Annotated in this window: 20 protein-coding genes, 1 tRNA gene and 1 other RNA gene; 12 read left to right on the top strand and 10 right to left on the bottom strand. The window is 72.6% G+C overall.

Going from position 1 to position 18,803, the window contains the following annotated elements:
- Positions 1-246 precede the first annotated feature (246 nt).
- The gene (locus AC07VC_RS09070) at positions 247-765 is read left to right on the top strand and encodes a DUF3145 domain-containing protein (RefSeq protein ID WP_012038303.1); all 519 of its coding nucleotides are present in this window, start codon (positions 247-249) and stop codon (positions 763-765) included.
- Between the two features lie 92 nt (positions 766-857).
- Here the strand turns inward: AC07VC_RS09070 and AC07VC_RS09075 are convergent, their stop codons facing one another.
- The 6 genes from AC07VC_RS09075 to aceE form a co-directional block, all read right to left on the bottom strand.
- Complete coding sequence (locus AC07VC_RS09075) at positions 858-2,099, bottom strand: beta-ketoacyl-[acyl-carrier-protein] synthase family protein (protein WP_317228737.1); 1,242 nt, start codon at positions 2,097-2,099, stop codon at positions 858-860.
- Between the two features lie 79 nt (positions 2,100-2,178).
- The gene (locus tag AC07VC_RS09080; RefSeq protein ID WP_012038305.1) at positions 2,179-2,427 is read right to left on the bottom strand and encodes an acyl carrier protein; all 249 of its coding nucleotides are present in this window, start codon (positions 2,425-2,427) and stop codon (positions 2,179-2,181) included.
- Between the two features lie 53 nt (positions 2,428-2,480).
- Positions 2,481-3,494: a beta-ketoacyl-ACP synthase III gene (locus AC07VC_RS09085; RefSeq protein ID WP_317228738.1), complete on the bottom strand. Its 1,014-nt coding sequence runs from the start codon at positions 3,492-3,494 to the stop codon at positions 2,481-2,483.
- A gap of 31 nt (positions 3,495-3,525) precedes the next feature.
- The gene (locus AC07VC_RS09090) at positions 3,526-4,446 is read right to left on the bottom strand and encodes an ACP S-malonyltransferase (RefSeq protein WP_494675842.1); all 921 of its coding nucleotides are present in this window, start codon (positions 4,444-4,446) and stop codon (positions 3,526-3,528) included.
- Between the two features lie 94 nt (positions 4,447-4,540).
- Positions 4,541-5,815, bottom strand: coding sequence for a PucR family transcriptional regulator (locus tag AC07VC_RS09095; RefSeq protein WP_317228740.1), 1,275 nt, complete (start codon positions 5,813-5,815; stop codon positions 4,541-4,543).
- Between the two features lie 16 nt (positions 5,816-5,831).
- Positions 5,832-8,558, bottom strand: coding sequence for a pyruvate dehydrogenase (acetyl-transferring), homodimeric type (gene aceE / locus AC07VC_RS09100; protein ID WP_317228741.1), 2,727 nt, complete (start codon positions 8,556-8,558; stop codon positions 5,832-5,834).
- Between the two features lie 249 nt (positions 8,559-8,807).
- On the opposite strand from aceE, the gene AC07VC_RS09105 reads away from it, so the two are divergent.
- On the top strand, positions 8,808-9,281 hold the full coding sequence (locus tag AC07VC_RS09105; RefSeq protein ID WP_317228742.1) for a peroxiredoxin: 474 nt from the start codon (positions 8,808-8,810) through the stop codon (positions 9,279-9,281).
- 28 nt (positions 9,282-9,309) lie between these two features.
- Here AC07VC_RS09105 and AC07VC_RS09110 read toward each other — a convergent pair whose 3' ends face one another.
- On the bottom strand, positions 9,310-9,999 hold the full coding sequence (locus tag AC07VC_RS09110) for a hypothetical protein (protein WP_494675843.1): 690 nt from the start codon (positions 9,997-9,999) through the stop codon (positions 9,310-9,312).
- A 90-nt stretch (positions 10,000-10,089) separates the two neighbouring features.
- Here AC07VC_RS09110 and AC07VC_RS09115 point away from each other — a divergent pair.
- Positions 10,090-10,162 (top strand) — tRNA-Val (locus AC07VC_RS09115).
- Between the two features lie 75 nt (positions 10,163-10,237).
- Here AC07VC_RS09115 and AC07VC_RS09120 read toward each other — a convergent pair.
- On the bottom strand, positions 10,238-10,822 hold the full coding sequence (locus AC07VC_RS09120; RefSeq protein WP_494675844.1) for a TetR/AcrR family transcriptional regulator C-terminal domain-containing protein: 585 nt from the start codon (positions 10,820-10,822) through the stop codon (positions 10,238-10,240).
- 77 nt (positions 10,823-10,899) lie between these two features.
- Here AC07VC_RS09120 and AC07VC_RS09125 point away from each other — a divergent pair, with 77 nt between their 5' ends.
- The 7 genes from AC07VC_RS09125 (at position 10,900) to rnpB (ending at position 15,291) form a co-directional block, all read left to right on the top strand.
- Positions 10,900-11,541, top strand: a complete 642-nt coding sequence (locus tag AC07VC_RS09125; RefSeq protein ID WP_494675845.1) for a biotin transporter BioY — start codon at positions 10,900-10,902, stop codon at positions 11,539-11,541.
- Positions 11,541-12,242 (top strand): energy-coupling factor ABC transporter ATP-binding protein, encoded by a 702-nt coding sequence (locus tag AC07VC_RS09130; RefSeq protein ID WP_494676566.1) that lies wholly within the window; start codon positions 11,541-11,543, stop codon positions 12,240-12,242. The genes AC07VC_RS09125 and AC07VC_RS09130 overlap by 1 nt, the downstream gene beginning before the upstream one ends.
- Positions 12,243-12,277: 35 nt before the next feature.
- Entirely contained in the window at positions 12,278-12,847 is a 570-nt protein-coding gene (locus AC07VC_RS09135; RefSeq protein ID WP_494675846.1) for a CbiQ family ECF transporter T component, read from the top strand.
- 105 nt (positions 12,848-12,952) lie between these two features.
- Positions 12,953-13,162: a hypothetical protein gene (locus tag AC07VC_RS09140; protein ID WP_317228747.1), complete on the top strand. Its 210-nt coding sequence runs from the start codon at positions 12,953-12,955 to the stop codon at positions 13,160-13,162.
- 50 nt (positions 13,163-13,212) lie between these two features.
- Positions 13,213-14,040: a Nif3-like dinuclear metal center hexameric protein gene (locus AC07VC_RS09145; RefSeq protein WP_494675847.1), complete on the top strand. Its 828-nt coding sequence runs from the start codon at positions 13,213-13,215 to the stop codon at positions 14,038-14,040.
- An 87-nt stretch (positions 14,041-14,127) separates the two neighbouring features.
- Entirely contained in the window at positions 14,128-14,862 is a 735-nt protein-coding gene (locus AC07VC_RS09150; protein WP_494675848.1) for a zinc ribbon domain-containing protein, read from the top strand.
- A gap of 51 nt (positions 14,863-14,913) precedes the next feature.
- Positions 14,914-15,291: RNase P RNA component class A (gene rnpB, locus AC07VC_RS09155), an RNA gene on the top strand.
- Positions 15,292-15,374: 83 nt separating this feature from the next.
- Here rnpB and ppgK read toward each other — a convergent pair.
- Positions 15,375-16,196 (bottom strand): polyphosphate--glucose phosphotransferase, encoded by an 822-nt coding sequence (gene ppgK, locus AC07VC_RS09160; RefSeq protein WP_104290267.1) that lies wholly within the window; start codon positions 16,194-16,196, stop codon positions 15,375-15,377.
- 74 nt (positions 16,197-16,270) lie between these two features.
- On the opposite strand from ppgK, the gene AC07VC_RS09165 reads away from it, so the two are divergent.
- A complete protein-coding gene (locus AC07VC_RS09165) occupies positions 16,271-16,453 on the top strand; it encodes an SPOR domain-containing protein (protein ID WP_494675849.1) in 183 nt (60 codons plus the stop codon).
- Between the two features lie 41 nt (positions 16,454-16,494).
- Here the strand turns inward: AC07VC_RS09165 and panB are convergent, their stop codons facing one another.
- Positions 16,495-17,364: a 3-methyl-2-oxobutanoate hydroxymethyltransferase gene (gene panB / locus AC07VC_RS09170; RefSeq protein ID WP_494675850.1), complete on the bottom strand. Its 870-nt coding sequence runs from the start codon at positions 17,362-17,364 to the stop codon at positions 16,495-16,497.
- 86 nt (positions 17,365-17,450) lie between these two features.
- On the opposite strand from panB, the gene AC07VC_RS09175 reads away from it, so the two are divergent.
- A complete protein-coding gene (locus AC07VC_RS09175) occupies positions 17,451-18,788 on the top strand; it encodes a glutamine synthetase family protein (protein ID WP_119381111.1) in 1,338 nt (445 codons plus the stop codon).
- The last annotated feature ends 15 nt before the right edge of the window (positions 18,789-18,803 follow it).

Consider the following 18,803-nt stretch of genomic DNA (forward strand, 5'->3'; position numbering starts at 1 on the left):
AGCGGACCGCCACCTGGAGCCTAGGCATTCCGGGAATGCATTCCCGGGGGACCCGCCGCGTCCGCACGATGCCGCGCGTACCGGCGGCGGCCCGGCGCGTCGTGCAGCCGATGTTGCCGATCCCCAGGATCACCGGGCATGATGAGACCCGTCGGCGCTCGCGCCGGCCGCACCGGCAGGTGTGGAGCTCGTCCATCGCACGCAGATCGTTGGGGAAGACGCATCTGATCGGATGGAGGAGACCCCATGGAAGCACCCGTCGCCAACTCAAGACCGGCTCGAGGAGTGCTCTACGTGCACTCCTCCCCACGCGCGCTCTGCCCCCATGTCGAATGGGCCGCCGGTCGTGCGCTCGGTCACGCCGTGAACTTCACGTGGGATCCGCAGCCGGTGCTGAAGGGCGCCATGCGCGCCGAGTACTACTGGGAGGGTCCGGAGGGCTCGGGCGCCGCGATCGCCAGCGGCCTCCGCGGCTGGGAGCACCTCCGCTACGAGGTCACCGAGGACGCGGGACCGGGACGGGACGGTGGGCGGTGGATGCACACGCCCGACCTCGGCGTGTTCTTCGCGCAGACCGACACAGCCGGGAACACGGTCATCCCGGAGGACCGCATCCGCTACGCGCTCGACGTCGCCGGGTCGAACACCCTCGAGCTGCACCGCGAGCTCCGGCTCGCGATGGGCCAGGCCTGGGACGACGAGCTCGAGGCGTTCCGCCACGCGAGCGACTTCAGCCCGGTCGTCTGGCTGCACAAGGTCGGCTGACCGCAGCGACCCGGCCGGCGGCTCCTCCTCCCGCCCATGCACGACGAAGGGCCCCGACCGATCGGTCGGGGCCCTTCGTCGTGCGCCCGTCGCTAGACGCTGCGGAACGCGATGACGGCGTTGTGCCCGCCGAAGCCGAACGAGTTGCTGATCGCCAGCAGGTCGCCGTCGCCGAGCGCGCGGGGCGAGGTGACGACGTCGAGCGGGATGTCGGGATCCTGCTCCGTCAGGTTGATCGTCGGGGGAGCGGTGCGCTCCGCCAGCGCCTTGACGGTGAAGACCGCCTCGATCGCTCCGGCGCCGCCGAGGAGGTGGCCGGTGGAGGCCTTGGTCGCGCTGACCGGGATCCCGTGCACCGCGTCGCCGAAGACGCGCTCGAGCGCCTTGTACTCGGCGATGTCGCCGACCGGCGTGCTCGTGGCGTGGACGTTGATGTGCGACACGTCGGCACGGGAGTAGCCCGCACCCTCGATGGTCTGCACCATCGCCCGGGCCGCCGCCGTGCCCTCGGGGTCCGGCGCGGTGATGTGGAACGCATCGCTCGTGACCGCTCCGCCGACGAGCTCGGCGTAGATGCGGGCGCCACGGGCCTTCGCGTGCTCCTCCGTCTCGAGGACGAGGGCGGCACCGCCCTCGCCGAGGACGAACCCGTCCCGCGCGATGTCGTATGGGCGCGACGCGCGCGCCGGGTCGTCGTTGCGCTTGGACAGCGCCTGCATCGCCGCGAACGACGCGATGGGCAGGGGGTGGATGGAGGCCTCGGACCCGCCGGCGACGATGATGTCGGCGCGCCCTGCCTGCAGGTGCTCGTAGGCGCTGGCGATGGACTCGGTGCTCGACGCGCAGGCCGAGACCACGGTCTGGATGCCGGCGCGGGCGCCGAGTGCCATGCCGACCGCTGCCGCGGGGCCGTTGGGCATGAGCATGGGGACGGTCATGGGGAGGACGCGGCGCGGCCCCTTCTCGCGGAGGGTGTCCCAGGCGTCGAGGAGCGTCCACACGCCGCCGATGCCGGTCGCCCAGTCCACGGCGAACCGCAGCGGGTCGACCTCGGGGGAGCCCGCGTCCGCCCAGGCCTCACGCGCGGCGGTGAGCGCGAACTGGCTGGACGGGTCGAGGCGCTTCGTCTCGATGCGCTGCATGACCTCGGAGGACGGCACCTTCGCCTGACCCGCGAACGTGATGGGGATCTCCCACTTCGCCACCCAGTCCTGCTCGAGGGTGCTGATGCCCGACTCGCCGCGGAGGAGCGCCTGCCAGGTGTCCTCCGCCGTTCCGCCGAGGGGCGACGTGGCGCCGATCCCGGTGACGACGATCTTCTTGGGGGTGGTCATGCGTGGCGTCTCCTCGACGTCGGGAAAGGGGAGGGGAGACGGCCGGCCCCGGCTCCGGGACCGGCCGTCGTCCGCGCGATCAGGACTGCGCGTTGGTGATGAACGTGACCGCGTCGCCGACGGTCTTGAGGTTCTTGACTTCCTCGTCGGGGATCTTCACGTCGAACTTCTCCTCGGCGTTGACGACGATCGTCATCATCGAGATCGAGTCGATGTCCAGGTCGTCGGTGAACGACTTGTCCATCTCGACGGTGTCGGTGGCGATCCCGGTCTCGTCGTTGACGAGCTCGGCCAGGCCGGCCAGGACTTCTTCGGTGGACAGTGCCATGTGTTTCTCCTCGTGGTTCGTGATGACCGGAACAGCTTATGGGGCGGTGGGGCTCAGGGCAGGACGACGACCTGCGCGCCGAAGACGAGTCCCGCGCCGAACCCGATCTGCAGCGCGAGGCCACCGGAGAGCGACGGGTCCTCGGCGAGCAGGCGGTGCGTCGCGAGCGGGATCGACGCGGCGGACGTGTTGCCCGTGGTCTCGATGTCGCGCGCGATGGCGACGGTGTCGGGGAGGCCGAGCTGCTTCGCGAACTCGTCGACGATGCGCATGTTGGCCTGGTGCGGGATGAACGCGGCGAGCTGGTCGGCGGTGATCCCGGCGCGGTCCAGCGCCTCCTTGGCGACCTTGGCCATCTCCCACACCGCCCAGCGGAAGACCTTCTGGCCGTCCTGGCGCAGGGTCGGCCAGGCGGACCCGTCGCGCATGCCCTTCAGCGTGCCGCTCATGCCGACCGCGTCCCAGTTGGACCCGTCGGAGCCCCACACGGTCGGCGAGATGCCGGGCGTGTCGCTCGGGCCGACGATGGCGGCGCCCGCGCCGTCGCCCAGCAGGAAGGAGATGGACCGGTCGGTGGGATCGACGATGTCGGACAGCTTCTCGGCCCCGACCACGAGCACGTACTCGGCGAGACCCGAGCGGATGAACGAGTCGGCCTGCGCGATGCCGTAGGTGTAGCCGGCGCACGCGGCGGAGATGTCGTAGGCCGGCGCGGGGTTCGCGCCGATGCGGTCCGCGAGGAGCGCGGCCATCGACGGCGTCTGGACGGTGTTGCTGACCGTCGAGACGAGGACGATGCCGATCTGCTCCGGGCGGATGCCGGCCTTGGCGATGGCCTCGAGCGAGGCCGTGGTCGCGAGGTCCACGGCGTCCACGTCGGCCGAGGCGCGCTTCCGCGTGATGATGCCGGTGCGCTTGCGGATCCACTCGTCGGACGAGTCGATGGGGCCGATGAGGTCCTCGTTCGGCACGTCGAGCTCGCCGCGCGCGGCGCCAAGGCCCCAGATGCGGGTGAAGCGCTCGACCACGGGCGCGGTCTGGATGGTGGGGCGGGACTGGGCGGTCATGTCTGCCTGTTCGGTGTCGGGTGCGGCGGGATCAGGCATGCGCGTCGAGCATGTCGATGGCCGCCGGGAGGTCGTCGGGCGTCGAGAGGGCCAGCGTGGGCAGCCCCTTGAGGCCGCGCTTGGCGAGGCCGGTGAGCGCGCCGGCCGGGGCGACCTCGATGAGGCCCGTGACGCCCGCCTCGTCGAAGGCCTCCATGCAGAGGTCCCAGCGCACGGGGCTCGCCACCTGGCCGACGACCAGGTCGAGGAAGGCTGCACCCGACTCGACGCGGCTGCCGTCGCGGTTCGTCCAGATGGGGAAGCGCGGGTCGCGGGGGGCGAGCGGGGCGATGGCCTCGCGGAGGGTCGCCACGGCGGGCGCCATGTGGTGGGTGTGGAACGCGCCGGCGACCTGCAACGGGATGACGCGCGTGCCGCGCAGCGGCTCGGCCTGCAGGGCCGCGAGGGCCTCGGGAGCACCGGCGACGACGATCTGCCCTCCGCCGTTGAAGTTCGCCGGCTCGAGGCCCAGCTCCGCGAGGCGGGCGAGGACCGCGTCCTGGTCGCCGCCCACGACGGCGCTCATGCCGGTCCGGGTGACGGCGGCTGCCTCGGCCATCGCGTCGCCGCGGGTGCGTACGAGCGCCATGGCCTCGGCGTCGGAGACGATCCCGGCGCCGGCGGCGGCGGTGATCTCCCCGACCGAGTGGCCGGCGATGCCCGCGACGTACGCGTCGCGGCCGTCGGCGAGGAGCGCGTGCAGGGCCATGATGCCGGCGGCCACGATGAGCGGCTGGGCCACCGCCGTGTCCCGGATCGTGTCGGCGTCCGAGGTCGTGCCTTGGGTGACGAGGTCGAGCCCGGCGGCGTCGCCGAGCTCACCCAGCCGTCGAGCGTGCTCGGGGTGCTCGAGCCAGGGGGAGAGGAAGCCGGGCTTCTGGGAGCCCTGACCCGGGCAGACGACGATGATCATCCGTCCATCCTCCCGCCCGGCGCGAGGAGCGCCGGAGTCGACGTCCTACAGAGGATCCGGCGCGACATTGTGACGAGGCCACACGCGGCGTCCCTCACCGGGCCGCCTGGCGCTTGGGGCGGGCGCGCCCGGAGCCCTGCTGCTTGGGGACGGCGGTGCCGGCCTCCGCGATGCTGCCGATGATGAGCGCCGCCTGCAGGATGAGCGCCTCGCGGGCTCCCGTGGCGTCCCAGCCGATGACGTCGGACACGCGCTTCAGGCGGTACCTCACCGTGTTCGGGTGCACGAAGAGCTCGCGGGCGGTCGCCTCGAGCGAGCGCCCGGTGTCGAGGTAGCACCACAGCGTGGCCAGGAGCTCGGTGGAGTGCGCCTGCAGCGGCTTGTAGATCCGGTTGATGAGCGTGGACCGGGCGAGCGGGTCGCCCGCGAGGGCGCGCTCGGGCAGGAGGTCGTCGGCGAGCGTCGGCCGGGGCGCGTTCCGCCAGGACCGTGCCACCGCGAACCCCGCGAGGGCGGCACGAGCGCTGCGGGACGCCTCGACGAGGCTCGGCACCTCGTGGCCGAGGACCAGGTGGCCGGAGCCGAAGCCGGGCTCCAGCTGCGTCGCGATCTCGAGGAAGGCGACGGGCGGCGTCTCGGGTGCCGGGGCCTCGGGATCGACGACCGCGGGCGACGCCCGGCCGATCACGAGCACCAGGCGACTGCCCTGCACCCCGATGAGCACGTCCGCGTCGAGGTGCCGCGCCGTGCGGCGCAGCTGGTCCACGTCGAGCACCGCCGGTGCGGTGCCCACGAGCACCGACACCTCGCCGTGCCCGTGCCAGCCCAGCGCCGCGATGCGCGACGGCAGCTCGTCGTCGTACTCGCCGGACAGGATGCTGTCGACCACGAGCGCCTCGAGCCGGGCGTCCCACAGTCCGCGGGCCTCGGCGGCGCGCGCGTAGACGTCGGCGGCGGCGAAGGCGATCTCGCGCGAGTACAGGAGGATCGCGTCGCGGACCGTGCGGTGACGGTCCCGCACCCGGTCCTCGACGACCTCCACCGTCACCCGGATGAGCTGCAGCGTCTGCTGCAGGCTCACCGAGCGCAGCAGCTCCCGCGGCGCGGCGCCGAAGACGTCCGCCGCGATCCACGGCGTGGAGTCGGGGTCGTCATACCAGTGGATGAACGAGGTGATGCCGGCCTGCGCGACGAGCCCGACGGCGGAGCGCCGCCCCGGCGGCATGTCGCCGTACCAGGGCAGCGTGTCCTCCAGCCGCTGCAGGGTCGCGCTCGCCAGCTCCCCCGAGAGGGACCGGAGCCACGTCAGCGTCTCCGCCTTCGTCTCCCCGGTCTCCACGTCGGTGTCGTGCCGATCGCTCGTGGTCACGTCAGGTCGGCGCAGCTCACGCCTCGCCGCCCGCCGATCCGGTCGTGCCCGCGTTCACGTCGAGCAGGCGGTACTTGTCGATGGCCCACTTCGGCGCGTCCTGGTCGACCTTGCCCTGCTTGGCGAGGCGCTGGAGCGTCTTCACGACCATCGACGGTCCGTCGATCGCGAAGAAGCGGCGGGCGGCCGGGCGGGTGTCCGAGAAGCCGAAGCCGTCGGCGCCCAGGGTCGAGTAGTCCCCGGGCACGAACTGGCGGATCTGGTCGGGGACCGCGTGCGAGAAGTCGGTGACCGCGACGAACGGGCCCTCGGCGCCGCGCAGCTTCTCCTCCAGGTACGGGACCCGGGTCTCGGAGTGCGGGTGCAGGAGGTTGTGCTCCTCGGCCGCCAGGCCGTCGCGACGGAGCTCGCCCCATGAGGTGACCGACCACACGTCGGCGGACACGCCCCAGTCGTCGGCGAGGAGCTTCTGCGCCTCGAGCGCCCACGGCACGGCGACGCCGGATGCCATCAGCTGCGCCTTCGGCCCGTCGATCCAGCCGTCCTTAAGCTTGTAGACGCCGCGCACGATGCCGTCGACGTCCACGCCCTCGGGCTCGGCCGGGTGGATGATCGGCTCGTTGTAGACCGTGAGGTAGTACATGACGTTGGGGTCCTCGTGCTCCCCGCCGTACATGCGCTCGAGGCCCGTGCGGACGATGTGCCCGATCTCGTAGGCGTACGCCGGGTCGTAGGAGACGACCGCGGGGTTCGTCTGCGACAGGACGAGCGAGTGCCCGTCGGCGTGCTGCAGGCCCTCGCCCGTGAGCGTCGTGCGCCCGGCCGTCGCGCCGATGAGGAAGCCGCGCGCCATCTGGTCGCCGGCCGCCCAGATCGCGTCGCCCGTGCGCTGGAACCCGAACATCGAGTAGAAGACGTAGATCGGGATGAGGGGCTCGCCCTGCGTGGAGTACGTGGTGCCGAGGTTGGTGAACGCCGCCAGGGCGCCCGCCTCGTTGATGCCCACGTGCACGATCTGGCCCTGCGGGCTCTCCTTGTACGAGAGCAGCAGCTCGCGGTCGACCGAGGTGTAGTGCTGGCCGTTCGGGTTGTAGATCTTCGCCGTCGGGAAGAATGCGTCGATGCCGAACGTGCGGGCCTCGTCGGGGATGATCGGGACGACGCGGTTGCCGAAGTCCTTCGACCGGATGAGGTCCTTCAGCAGGCGGACGAACGCCATGGTCGTGGCGATCTCCTGGGTGCCGGATCCCTTCTTGGAGATGCGGTACGCCGAGTCGTCCGGCAGCGAGATGGCCGTGTGCGCCGTGCGGCGCTCGGGCGAGTACCCGCCGAGCGCGCGGCGGCGCTCCTGCATGTACTGGATCGCCTCGTCGTCCTGACCGGGGTGGTAGTACGGCGGCAGGTACGGGTCCTGCTCGAGCTGGGCGTCCGTGATCGGCACGCGCATCTCGTCGCGGAACTGCTTGAGGTTGTCGAGCGTGAGCTTCTTCATCTGGTGGGTCGCGTTGCGTCCCTCGAAGCTCGGGCCGAGGCCGTAGCCCTTGACCGTCTTCGCGAGGATCACCGTGGGCTGGCCCGTGTGCTCGCTGGCCGCCTTGAACGCCGCGTAGACCTTGCGGTAGTCGTGACCGCCGCGCTTGAGGTTCCAGATCTGGTCGTCGCTGTAGCCCTCGACGAGCTTCGCGGTGCGCTCGTCGCGACCGAAGAAGTTCTCGCGGATGTACGCGCCGCTCTCGGCCTTGAAGGTCTGGTAGTCGCCGTCGGGCGTGCGGTTCATGAGGTCGAGGAGCGCGCCCTCGGTGTCGCGGGCGAGCAGGTCGTCCCACTCGCGGCCCCAGACGACCTTGATGACGTTCCAGCCGGCACCGCGGAAGAAGCTCTCGAGCTCCTGGATGATCTTGCCGTTGCCGCGGACGGGCCCGTCGAGGCGCTGCAGGTTGCAGTTGATGACGAAGTTCAGGTTGTCGAGCTTCTCGTTCGCCGCGACCTGGAGCTGGCCGCGGCTCTCGACCTCGTCCATCTCGCCATCGCCGAGGAAGGCCCAGACCTGCTGGTCGGAGGCGTCCTTGATGCCGCGGTTGGTGAGGTACTTGTTCGCCTGCGCCTGGTAGATCGCGTTGATCGGGCCCAGGCCCATCGAGACCGTGGGGAACTGCCAGAACTCCGGCATGAGGCGCGGGTGCGGGTACGACGAGAGCCCGCCGCCCTGGTGGCTCTTCTCCTGGCGGAAGCCGTCGAGCTGGTGCTCGCTCAGGCGCCCCTCGAGGAAGGCGCGCGCGTAGGTGCCGGGGGAGGCGTGGCCCTGCACGAAGACCTGGTCGCCACCGCCCGCGTGGTCCTGCCCGCGGAAGAAGTGGTTGTAGCCGACCTCGTAGAGCGCGGCCGAGGAGGCGTACGTCGCGATGTGACCGCCGACCGCGATGCCGGGACGCTGGGCCCGGTGCACCGTGACGGCCGCGTTCCAGCGGATCCAGGCGCGGTAGCGGCGCTCGAGGTCCTCGTCGCCCGGGAAGTCCGGCTCGTTCTCCGGCGCGATGGTGTTGATGTAGTCCGTGGTGGGGACCATCGGCACGTTGAGGTGCAGCTCCTTGGAGCGCTTGAGGAGGCTGAGCATGACGTCGCGCGCGCGACCCCGGCCCTGCGTCTCGACGAGCCCGTCGAGGGACTCGTTCCATTCGGCGGTCTCTTCCGGATCCTGGTCGGTGTGGTTCACCGAGTACGGATCCTGGTCGTTGACAGTCACCCTCGACCTCTTCCTGTGGTGTGCAGACATCGTCTTCGGTGCCACGGGGCTCGAAGGGTGCGAGACCGCGCGTACGCCGAGAGCCAGCCTACCCATGCCGACCGCCCGCGACGGACGCCGCGGGGGCGCGCCCGATCCCGGTCCCCGCCGCGCGTCCACGCCCGCCGCTGGACATCGCGGATCCCCGGCGTAGGATCGGTCCTCGTGCCAGACAGGAGACACTCGCCGGCACGGAAGGATCCGCACCCCATGGCCCTGGCCAACGACACACAGGCTCCCGACTTCGAGCTCGCCAACCAGTACGGCGAGCGGGTCCGGTTGAGCGAGTACCGCGGACACCGCGCGGTCGCCCTCGTCTTCTTCCCCCTGGCGTTCTCCGGGACGTGCACCGGCGAGATGTGCCAGCTCGAGGAGAACCTCGCCCTGTTCGCCGACAGCCGGGTGGAGCTCATCGGCATCAGCGTCGACAGCAAGCACACGCTGCGCGCGTGGGCGCAGCAGCAGGGGATCGACTTCCAGCTCCTCGCCGACTTCTGGCCGCACGGCCAGGTGGCGAAGGAGTACGGCGTGTTCCTCGAGGAGAAGGGGTTCGCGAACCGCGCCACCTTCCTCATCGACACGCGCGGCATCATCCGCGGCAGCTTCATCACGGCCCCGGGCGAGGCCCGCGAGCTCGAGGCGTACCGCAGCGCGATCCGCGACCTGGCGCTCGTCCCCGCCTGACCGGACGACCGCCCGGTCCGACGGGGCGTCAGCTCAGGATGTTGACAGCGCGGGCGATGACCAGCGCGAGGATCACGAAGCCGGCGAAGGCCTCGAGCGCCATCAGCGCCTTCGCACGGTGGCTGAGCGGCATGGTGTCGGTGGGGCTGTACGCCATCGAGTTCGTGAGCGAGAAGTACGCGTAGTCGACGAAGCCCGGCACCCAGTCCGCGTGCTCCGACGAGCGGCGGGCGACCTCGGTGACGGCGCCCGCGTCCTCGTCCTGGGGGAAGCGGAAGTCGGCGGGCGCCAGCGCCGCGCGCTCCCGCGTGCGACGCGCGACGGGACCTCCGCGGTCGAGCTCCCAGAACACCAGCGCGAACACCAGGACGTTCGTCGTCCACACCTGGAGCGCCGTGAGGAGGAGCTCCGGACCCGCCTCCGAGGCGTCGACCAGCGCGATCACCAGCACGACGAGGCTCACCTGGTTCGCGACGAGCAGCAGCCCGCCGAGCGCGAGCCCCAGTCCCCGCGACCACGCCGTCTCGCGGGTCAGCCGTAGTGGGTTGAGGGCGACGAGGGGCACGAGCAGCGCCACCGCGATCACGACCACGGCGGCGCGCACCCCGGAGGGCACGGCGGTCGGCGCGACGCCGTACAGGGCCACGGCGACGAGCAGCCCCGCCGCGGCGGGCCAGCGGGGCTCCGCTGCCGCGCGGCGGGACGGGTGGGTGGGCACGGGGAGAGGCTACGACGGGCCGGTGCGCCGGAGCGGGGGCGCGCCGACGCCCTCGGCTAGCATGGCCAGGCGCCGGGTCACCGGACGCCAGGGCCCTTAGCTCAGTTGGTAGAGCGCCACGTTTACACCGTGGATGTCGTCGGTTCGAGCCCGGCAGGGCCCACCTCGCCAGGGACGCTGGGCCCTCGGGGGGCCGGACGGGTGTCGACGGCTCCGCCGATCCGCCCGATGCCTCGCGTCATGCCCGCGTCGTCAGTCCCCGCACGAGCAGGTCGAGGCCGAAGGCGAAGTCCCCGTCCGGATCGTCGCCGTCCATCTCGACGGGCAGCAAGCCCAGGCGCCGGAGCCCGATCCGCTGCTGCTCGTGCGTCACGTGCCCCAGCACGAAGTGCAGGACCGCCGCCGCGGCGCGGGCCGCCTCCCGCTCCCCGAGACCGCCCGCCGCGACGGCCGCGGAGAGCGCGTCACGGGCGGCGGTGGCGCCCAGCCCGAGCGCGGTCGTGCTGGCCACGACCTCGGCCCCGTCGCGGTGGGCGAGGAGCGCCCGGCGGAGGGCGGCGGCCTGCTGCCGGACGCGCTCGCCCCACCCTGCTCCCGGATCTACCGGCGGCGCGGCGGCCTCGGCCACGATCCGGTCGGCCAGCTCCGCGAGGAGGCTCTGCTTGTCGGGGAAGTGCCAGTACAGGGCGCTGGGCTGCACGTCGAGGGCGGCGCCGAGACGCCGCATGGTGAAGTCGGGGAGCCCGTGCTCGTCGAGGATCCGCAGGGCGGTGCGTGCCACGTCGTCGCGGGTGCGCCTTCCGGAAGCCCCCTGTCGCACCATGCCCCCCACTATAGTGAACGGCGTTCAGGTGAACGCCGTTCAGGCGCCGCCTCCTCCCTCTCACCCGAAGGACGCCCATGACCTCGACCCGCCCCGTCGCCACCGGCTCCGCGCGCGCGGCCCGGCTCGACGCCACCGACCTCGCTCGCGTCGCCGTGATGGCCGCGGTCGTCGCCGTGCTGGGCCTGCCCGGCAGCATCAGCGTCATGGGCGGCGTGCCCATCACCGCGCAGACGCTCGGCGTCATGCTCGCCGGGGCCGTGCTCGGGCCCGTCCTCGGCGCGCTCGCGCTCACCGTCCTCCTCGCGCTCGTGGCGGTCGGGCTCCCGCTGCTGTCGGGAGGCACCGGCGGCCTGGGCGTGTTCCTCGGGCCCTCCGGCGGCTACCTCGTCGGCTGGATCCTCGGCGCGGCCGTCGTCGGACTCGTCGTGCACCTGGGCGGACGGCGGCCCACGGCCTGGCGCACCGCGCTCGCGATGCTGGGAGGCGGCATCGCGGTCATCTACGCGGTCGGCATCCCCGTGCAGAGCCTCGTCACGCGGCTGCCGCTGGCCGAGACCGCGCTCACGAGCCTCGTCTTCCTCCCGGGGGACCTCGTGAAGGCGACCATCGCCACCGGGATCGTCATGACGCTCGTCCGCGGGTACCCGCGCGCGTTCCGCCGCGCCGGCGGGTGGCGCTCCTCCCGGCCGGTCGGCGCCACGACCGCGACGCGGTGATCACGCCCGAGGGCGCGTCCCCGGCGGCTCTGCACCTGGACGGCGTCAGCGTCCGCCTCGGCGAGCTCGAGGCGCTCCGCGACGTGACGCTCGACGTGGACGCGCGCACCCTGGCCGTCATCGGCGAGAACGGATCCGGCAAGAGCACCTTCGCCCGGCTCGTCGGCGGCCTCGTGGAGCGCAGCTCCGGTGAGCTGCGCGTCCTCGGCGTCGACCCGGCCGGCGGCCCGCGGGAGCTCCGACGCCGCGTCGCGCTGGTCTTCAGCAACCCGGATGCGCAGATCGTCATGCCCACCGTCGCGGAGGACGTCGCGTTCTCGCTGCGTCCGGAGCGGCTGCCCCGCGCCGAGTCCGCGGCGCGCGTCGCCGAGGCGCTGCGGCGGTTCGGCATCGCGCATCTCGCGGAGCGCTCGTCGCACGAGCTCTCCGGCGGGCAGAAGCAGCTGCTCGCCCTCGCGGGCGCCTTCGTCCGTCGACCCGAGCTGGTGGTCGCGGACGAGCCGACGGCGTACCTCGATGCCCGGAACGCGCGCCGGGTCGCCGACCACCTCTTCGAGGAGGGGCACCGGCTCGTGCTCGTCACGCACGACCTCGCCGCCGCCGCCCGGTGCGACGCCGCCGTGCTCTTCGCCGGCGGGCGGGTGATCCGGAGCGGAGGACCGGGTGAGGTCGTCGACGCGTACGAGGCGATGCTCGGGTGACCCTCGGCGATGCGCGGCGCGGCCGGCTCGGTCGCATGCCCGCGGGACGGGAGCTCCTCCTGCTGATGGCCGTCGTGCTGGGCGTCTCGCTCCTGCCCTCCACCTGGTGGGCGGCCGGCGCGGCGGCCGTCGTCACCGTGGGCGCCTACGCGGGAGCCCAGCTCGGGGACGGCGCGCTCGGCCTCCGGCGGCTGGCCGGCCAGGTGCGCGCCGTGCGCTGGGTGATGCTCTTCACGCTCGTCAGCCAGCTCGTCCTGCTCGGACCGGAGCCCGCGGTCGCGAACACCGCGCGCGTCACGGCGGCGATCGCGATCGCGGGCCTGCTCGTGCTCACCACCACTATGACGGAGCTCCTGGACGGCATCGAGCGCGGGCTGCGTCCCCTCCAGCGGATCGGCGTCGACACCGAGCGGGTGTCGCTGCTGCTCACGGTGACCGCGGGGACCGTCCCGGTGCTCGGCCGGCTCGCGTGGGACGTCCGACAGGCCCAGCGGGCCCGCGGCGCCCGCCCGGGCCTCCGCACCTTCGTCGTGCCCTTCCTCGTCGTCGCCCTGAAGCACGCCGACGAGCTCGGCGACGCGCTCACCGCCCGCGGCGTGCGCTGAGTCGGTGCGGCCGAGCCTCCACGGGCCATCGGCCTCCCTGCGACGGCGCATCCACCCACGGCGCCACCCGTGTCACCGCGGGCGTGTCGCGGTAGCATCGGCCCCATGAGCTCCGACACGGCCGAGGACGCCGCCGCCTGGTCGGTCGTCGACGCCGCGACGCACGGATCCAGCACGCACCGCGGATCCGCCCAGCGGAGCCTGTGGCCGCTCGAGCCGCTCGTCCCGTCGCCGGCCCGGTCCTCCGACGCCGCGGACGACGACGCCCCGTCCGAGCGCGGCGACGCCTCCCGCCGCTCCGCCCGACGCGACTGACCGCACCGCACGGTGACGGGCCGCGACCCCGCCGTCGTTACGATGGGACCGTGATCCCCACCCTCGCCGACGTCGTCCGTGCCGTCGAGGACGCCTGGCCGCCTTCCGGCGCATCCGATTGGGACGCGTCAGGACTCGTGTCGGGGGACACCGGCCGCCCCGTGCGCCGGATCCACCTCGCGGTCGACGCCGTGCGCGCCACCGTCGACGAGGCCCTGGCCGCCGACGCCGACCTGCTGCTGGTCCACCATCCGCTCCTCCTGCGCGGCATCACCTCCGTCGCCGAGACCGGCTACAAGGGCGCGCTCCTCGCCGACCTGATCCGCGGGGACTGCGCCCTGCACGCCGCGCACACCACGGCGGACGTGGTGGAGGAGGGGACCTCGGGCCGGCTCGCCGCGCTCCTCGGCCTCGTCCCCGAGACCGTCCGCCCGCTCGAGCCCGCCGAGGGCGGCGTTCGCGGCATCGGGCGCGTCGGCGACCTGCCGGCGCCCACCACGCTCGGCCGCCTGGCGGGGGAGCTCGCGCGCATCCTGCCCCCGACCGCCACGGGGATCCGGGTCTCCGGCCCCTACGACGCTCCCGTCACGCGCGTCGCGCTCTGCGGGGGCGCGGGCGACTCGCTCCTCGCGTCCGCCGGCGTGACCGGGGCGGACGTGTACGTCACCTCCGACCTGCGGCACCATCCCGCGAGCGAGGCGCGCGAGTCGGCGGCCCTCCGCGGCGGCACGCCCTACCTCGTCGACACCTCCCACTGGGCCAGCGAGTGGCTGTGGCTCGACCAGGCCGCGGACACCCTGCGGTCAGCCCTGCCGGACGTCGAGGTCACGGTCAGCGACATCCGCACCGACCCCTGGGACTTCGTCGTCACGCAGTGACCGCCCACCGCGCGCCCGCGGGCGCGCATCCACGACAGCACCGCGCACCCGCACCGGCCGGCGGCGCCGCACCACGAGAGGGAGAGCATGAAGGCAGATCCGAGCATCCAGAAGGAGCTCCTCGACCTGCAGGAGATCGACACCCGGCTCACGCACCTGAAGCGGCAGCTCGGGCAGCTCCCGCAGCTGAAGGAGATCGACGCGCTCCAGCGGGAGATGGAGCTGGTCCGCCGGCGGCTCGGGGAGCGGACGGGCGTCGTCGAGGACGCGCGCACGGAGCTCTCGCGCATCGAGTCCGACGTCGCCGTCGTGCAGGCGCGCATGGACCGCGACCGCACCCGCATCGAGTCGGGCGGCAGCTCGAAGGACGTCCAGGCGCTCGAGCGCGAGCTCGAGTCGCTGCTGCGCCGTCGCGACGCCCTGGAGGAGGTCCAGCTCGAGGTCATGCAGCGGCTCGAGGAGGCGCAGGCGGCGCAGGGGGAGGTCGTCGTCGAGCGCGACGGGCTGGCGGAGCGCATCGCCCGGGCCGAGGCGGAGCGGGACGCGGCGGCCGCGGAGCTGCGGGTCCAGGCCGAGCAGGCGCAGAAGGACCGCGACGCGCTCGCGCCCCGGTTCCCGGCGGACCTCATCGCCCTCTACGAGAAGCAGCGCGCCCGCTACGGCGTCGGGGCCGCGATGCTGCACCGCGGGATCTCGCTCGGCAGCAACATCACGCTGAACCAGAGCGACCTGGACGCCCTCCGCAAGCTCGCCCCCGACGACGTGGTGCTGGATCCCGAGTCCAGCGCGATCCTCGTCCGCACGGACGAGTCGGGCCTCTAGGCGCCTCGGCGCGACCATCGCGTCGCGCACCCCTAGGATCGTTCACGCGGATGGGTCGGCAAGACGGTCGCGCCGCGGTCGATCCTCCGGGACCGGCCGCGTCGAGGAACGTCCGGGCTCCACAGAGCAGGGCGGTGGGTAACACCCACCCGGGGCGACCCGCGAGACAGTGCAACAGAGAGCAGACCGCCCGTCGCGCGAGCGGCGGGTGAGGGTGAAACGGCGGTGTAAGAGACCACCAGCGGCCCGAGTGATCGGGTCGGCTATGCAAACCTCGCCCGGAGCAAGGTCGAACAGGGGACGCACAGGCTGCTCGTCCAGTCCCCGGGTAGACCGCTGGAGGGCTGCGGTGACGCAGCTCCGAGATAGATGGCCGTCCATGGTGCTCCGGCACCGGGACAGAACCCGGCGTATCAGCCGGCCCATCCGCACCTCGCGCATCACGACCGGACGGCCGGGACCCCGCGGGTCCCGGCCGTCCTGCCGTGCGCCCGGCCCGTGGCCGGGTGGCGTCAGTCCTCGGGCTTGGTCTTGTCCACCAGGTCGGACGCCGGGGCGTGGGTGCTCGCGCCCACGGCGTGCGCGGCGAGGGCCGCGGCGCCCATGATGCCCGCGTTGTTGCGGAGCTCCGCGGGGACGATCGGGGTGCGGAGCCGCAGCAGGGGCAGGAAGTGCTTGTGGTTCTTGGACACGCCCCCGCCCACGATGAACAGCTCCGGCCACATGAGCTTCTCGAGCTGCCCGTAGTAGACCTGCAGCCGCGCGGCCCAGCGCTTCCAGTTGAGGTGGGCGCGCTCCTTCGCGGCGTACGAGGCCCGACGCTCGAAGTCGCGGCGTCCGGCGACGTCCATGTGGCCGAGCTCGGCGTTCGGGATGAGGACGCCGTCGTGGATCAGCGCCGTCCCGATCCCCGTGCCCAGGGTGGTCATGATGACGAGGCCCCGCACGTCCTTCGCGGCGCCGTAGCGCGCCTCGGCGTAGCCGGCTGCGTCCGCGTCGTTGACGAACGTGATCTCGAGCCCGAGGCGCTCCTCGAACAGCTTCTCCGCCTCGAGCCCGATCCAGGTCGGGGAGACGTTGGCCGCCGACATGGTCGTGCCGTGCACGATCGCGGCGGGGAAGCAGACGCCGAGCGGTGTTCCCGCGGGGACCTCGCCGAGCGCCTCGATGATCTGCTTCACGGTGGCGACGATGTCCTCCGGCTCGCCGCCCTGCGGCGTCGGCAGCTTGACGCGCTCGCTGCGCAGCTCGCCGGTCGCGACGTCGACGATCGCGCCCTTGATGCCCGTCCCGCCGATGTCGATGCCGATTGCGGTCGTCGCGTCGTCGCTCATGAGAGCGACCCTACCGGCTGGCCGACCCCGGTTGGCCCTCCGCGCGACCCGCGGACGGGCCTACCATCGGCAGCATGAGCGACACCGACGAGCAGTACTGGTACGACGACCGCACGGGCGAGGTGGAGAAGGGGATGCTGTCCCCGGCCGCCCACCGCATCGGCCCCTTCGCCACCGCCGAGGAGGCTGCACGGGCACCACAGCGGCTGCGCGAGCGCGCCGAGCAGTGGGCCGCCGAGGAGCGCGACGACGACTAGGCACAGCTCGTGGGGAGGAGCCCACGGCCGCGCCCGTACCGTCAGTCGGAGTAGCTCTCCGCCTCGGCGGGGAACGCGCCGCTGGTGACGTCGTCCCGGTAGCGCGTCGCGGCGTCCAGGAGGACCGCGCGCATGTCCGCATAGCGACGGACGAACCGCGGGACGCGCCCCGCGGTGAGGCCCGCGAAGTCGGTCCACACGAGGATCTGCCCGTCGGTGCCGTTGCCGGCGCCGATGCCGATGGTCGGGATCCGCAGCTCCGCGCTGACGCGGCGGGCGATCTCCTGCGGCACCATCTCCAGGACGACGGCGAAGGCCCCCGCGTCCTCGACGGCGCGGGCGTCGGCGAGCAGTGCCTCGGCGGCGTCGCCGCGCCCCTGGATGATGTGCCCGCCCAGACCGTGCTCGCTCTGCGGGGTGAAGCCGACGTGGCCCATGACCGGGATGCCGGAGGACACCACCCGGCGGATCTGCTCCGCGCTCCGCACCCCGCCCTCGAGCTTCACGGCGTGGGCGCGCGCCTCCTTCATGAAGCGCACCGCGGTCGCCAGCGCCTGGTCGGGACCCGACTCGTAGGAGCCGAACGGCAGGTCGGCGACGACCAGCGCGCGCTGGGCGGAGGCCGCGACGGCGCGGGCGAGCGGGATCAGCTCGTCGACCGTGACGGGGACCGTCGTGTCGTAGCCGAGCACGGTGTTGCCGGCGGAGTCGCCGACCAGGAGGAAGTCGATCCCGGCCTCGTCGAACACGCCCGCCGTGAGCATGTCGTAGCTGGTGAGCCCGGTGATCTTGAGGCCCTGCTCCTTGGCCCGCGCGAAGTGCCGGATGCGGACCCGCTTGGGCGGTGCGGCGGGCTCCGGGGGGAGGCGGGCGGGCTCGGGCGGGGTGACGGCAGCGTCGGGGGTCTGCATGTCCGGAAGTCTACGGCGGGCCTCCGTGGCGGGCCGTCGCGCCCCTGGTCAGCCGGTAGGTTGGAGACCGACGAGAGGGCAGGTGGATGGACAAGCAGCGTGACTTCGTCCTGCGGACGATCGAGGAGCGCGGGATCAAGTTCGTGCGCCTGTGGTTCACCGACGTGACCGGCACCCTGAAGTCGGTGGCCATCGCCCCGGCGGAGGTCGAGGGCGCGTTCGCCGAGGGCCTCGGGTTCGACGGTTCGGCCATCGAGGGCCTCACCCGCTCGTACGAGGCCGACATGCTGGCCCACCCGGATCCGACGACGTTCCAGATCCTGCCCTGGCGCGGGGAGATCGACCCGACCGCGCGCATGTTCTGCGACATCTCCACGCCGGACGGCCAGCCCGCCATCGCGGATCCGCGCAACGTCCTGAAGCGCACGCTGGAGAAGGCGGCCGACCGCGGCTTCACCTTCTACACGCACCCGGAGATCGAGTTCTACCTCCTCAAGTCGTCCGAGTTCGGCGTCGACGGCCCCGAGCCGGTCGACGCGGCGGGCTACTTCGACAACGTGCCCGGCGGCACGGCGCACGACTTCCGCCGGCGGTCCGTCCGGATGCTCGAGGACCTCGGCATCTCCGTCGAGTTCAGCCACCACGAGGCGGGCCCCGGCCAGAACGAGATCGACCTCCGCTACGCGGACGCCCTCACCACCGCCGACAACATCATGACCTTCCGCACGGTCATCAAGGAGGTGGCGATCGAGCAGGGCGTCTACGCGACGTTCATGCCGAAGCCGCTGGCCGCGCAGCCCGGGAGCGGCATGCACACGCACATGTCGCTGTTCGAGGGCGACGTCAACGCCTTCTACGCGTCCGGAGCCGAGTACCAGCTCTCCACCATCGGACGCCAGTTCATCGCGGGCCTGCTCCGGCACGCCCCGGAGATCACGGCCGTCACGAACCAGTTCGTGAACTCCTACAAGCGGCTCTGGGGCGGCGGTGAGGCCCCGAGCTTCGTCACCTGGGGGCACAACAACCGGTCCGCGCTCGTGCGCGTGCCGCTGTACAAGCCGAACAAGGGCAACAGCTCCCGGGTCGAGTACCGGGCGATCGACTCCGCGGCGAACCCCTACCTCTCCTTCTCGCTCATGCTGGCCGCCGGCCTCAAGGGCATCGAGGAGGGCTACGAGCTCCCGGCGGAGGCGGAGGACAACGTGTGGAGCCTCAGCGACGCCGAGCGGCGTGCCCTCGGCTACGCGCCGCTGCCGTCGAGCCTCGACCACGCCATCCAGCTCATGGAGCGCTCCGAGCTCGTCGCCGAGACGCTGGGGGAGCAGGTGTTCAACTACGTGCTGCTCAACAAGCGGCAGGAGTGGCGCGACTACCGCGCCCAGGTGACGCCGTACGAGCTGCGCTCCAACCTCGAGATGCTCTGACCCGGGCCACCCACC

The sequence above is a fragment of the Clavibacter sp. GW821-FHT01D01 genome (assembly GCF_059422605.1).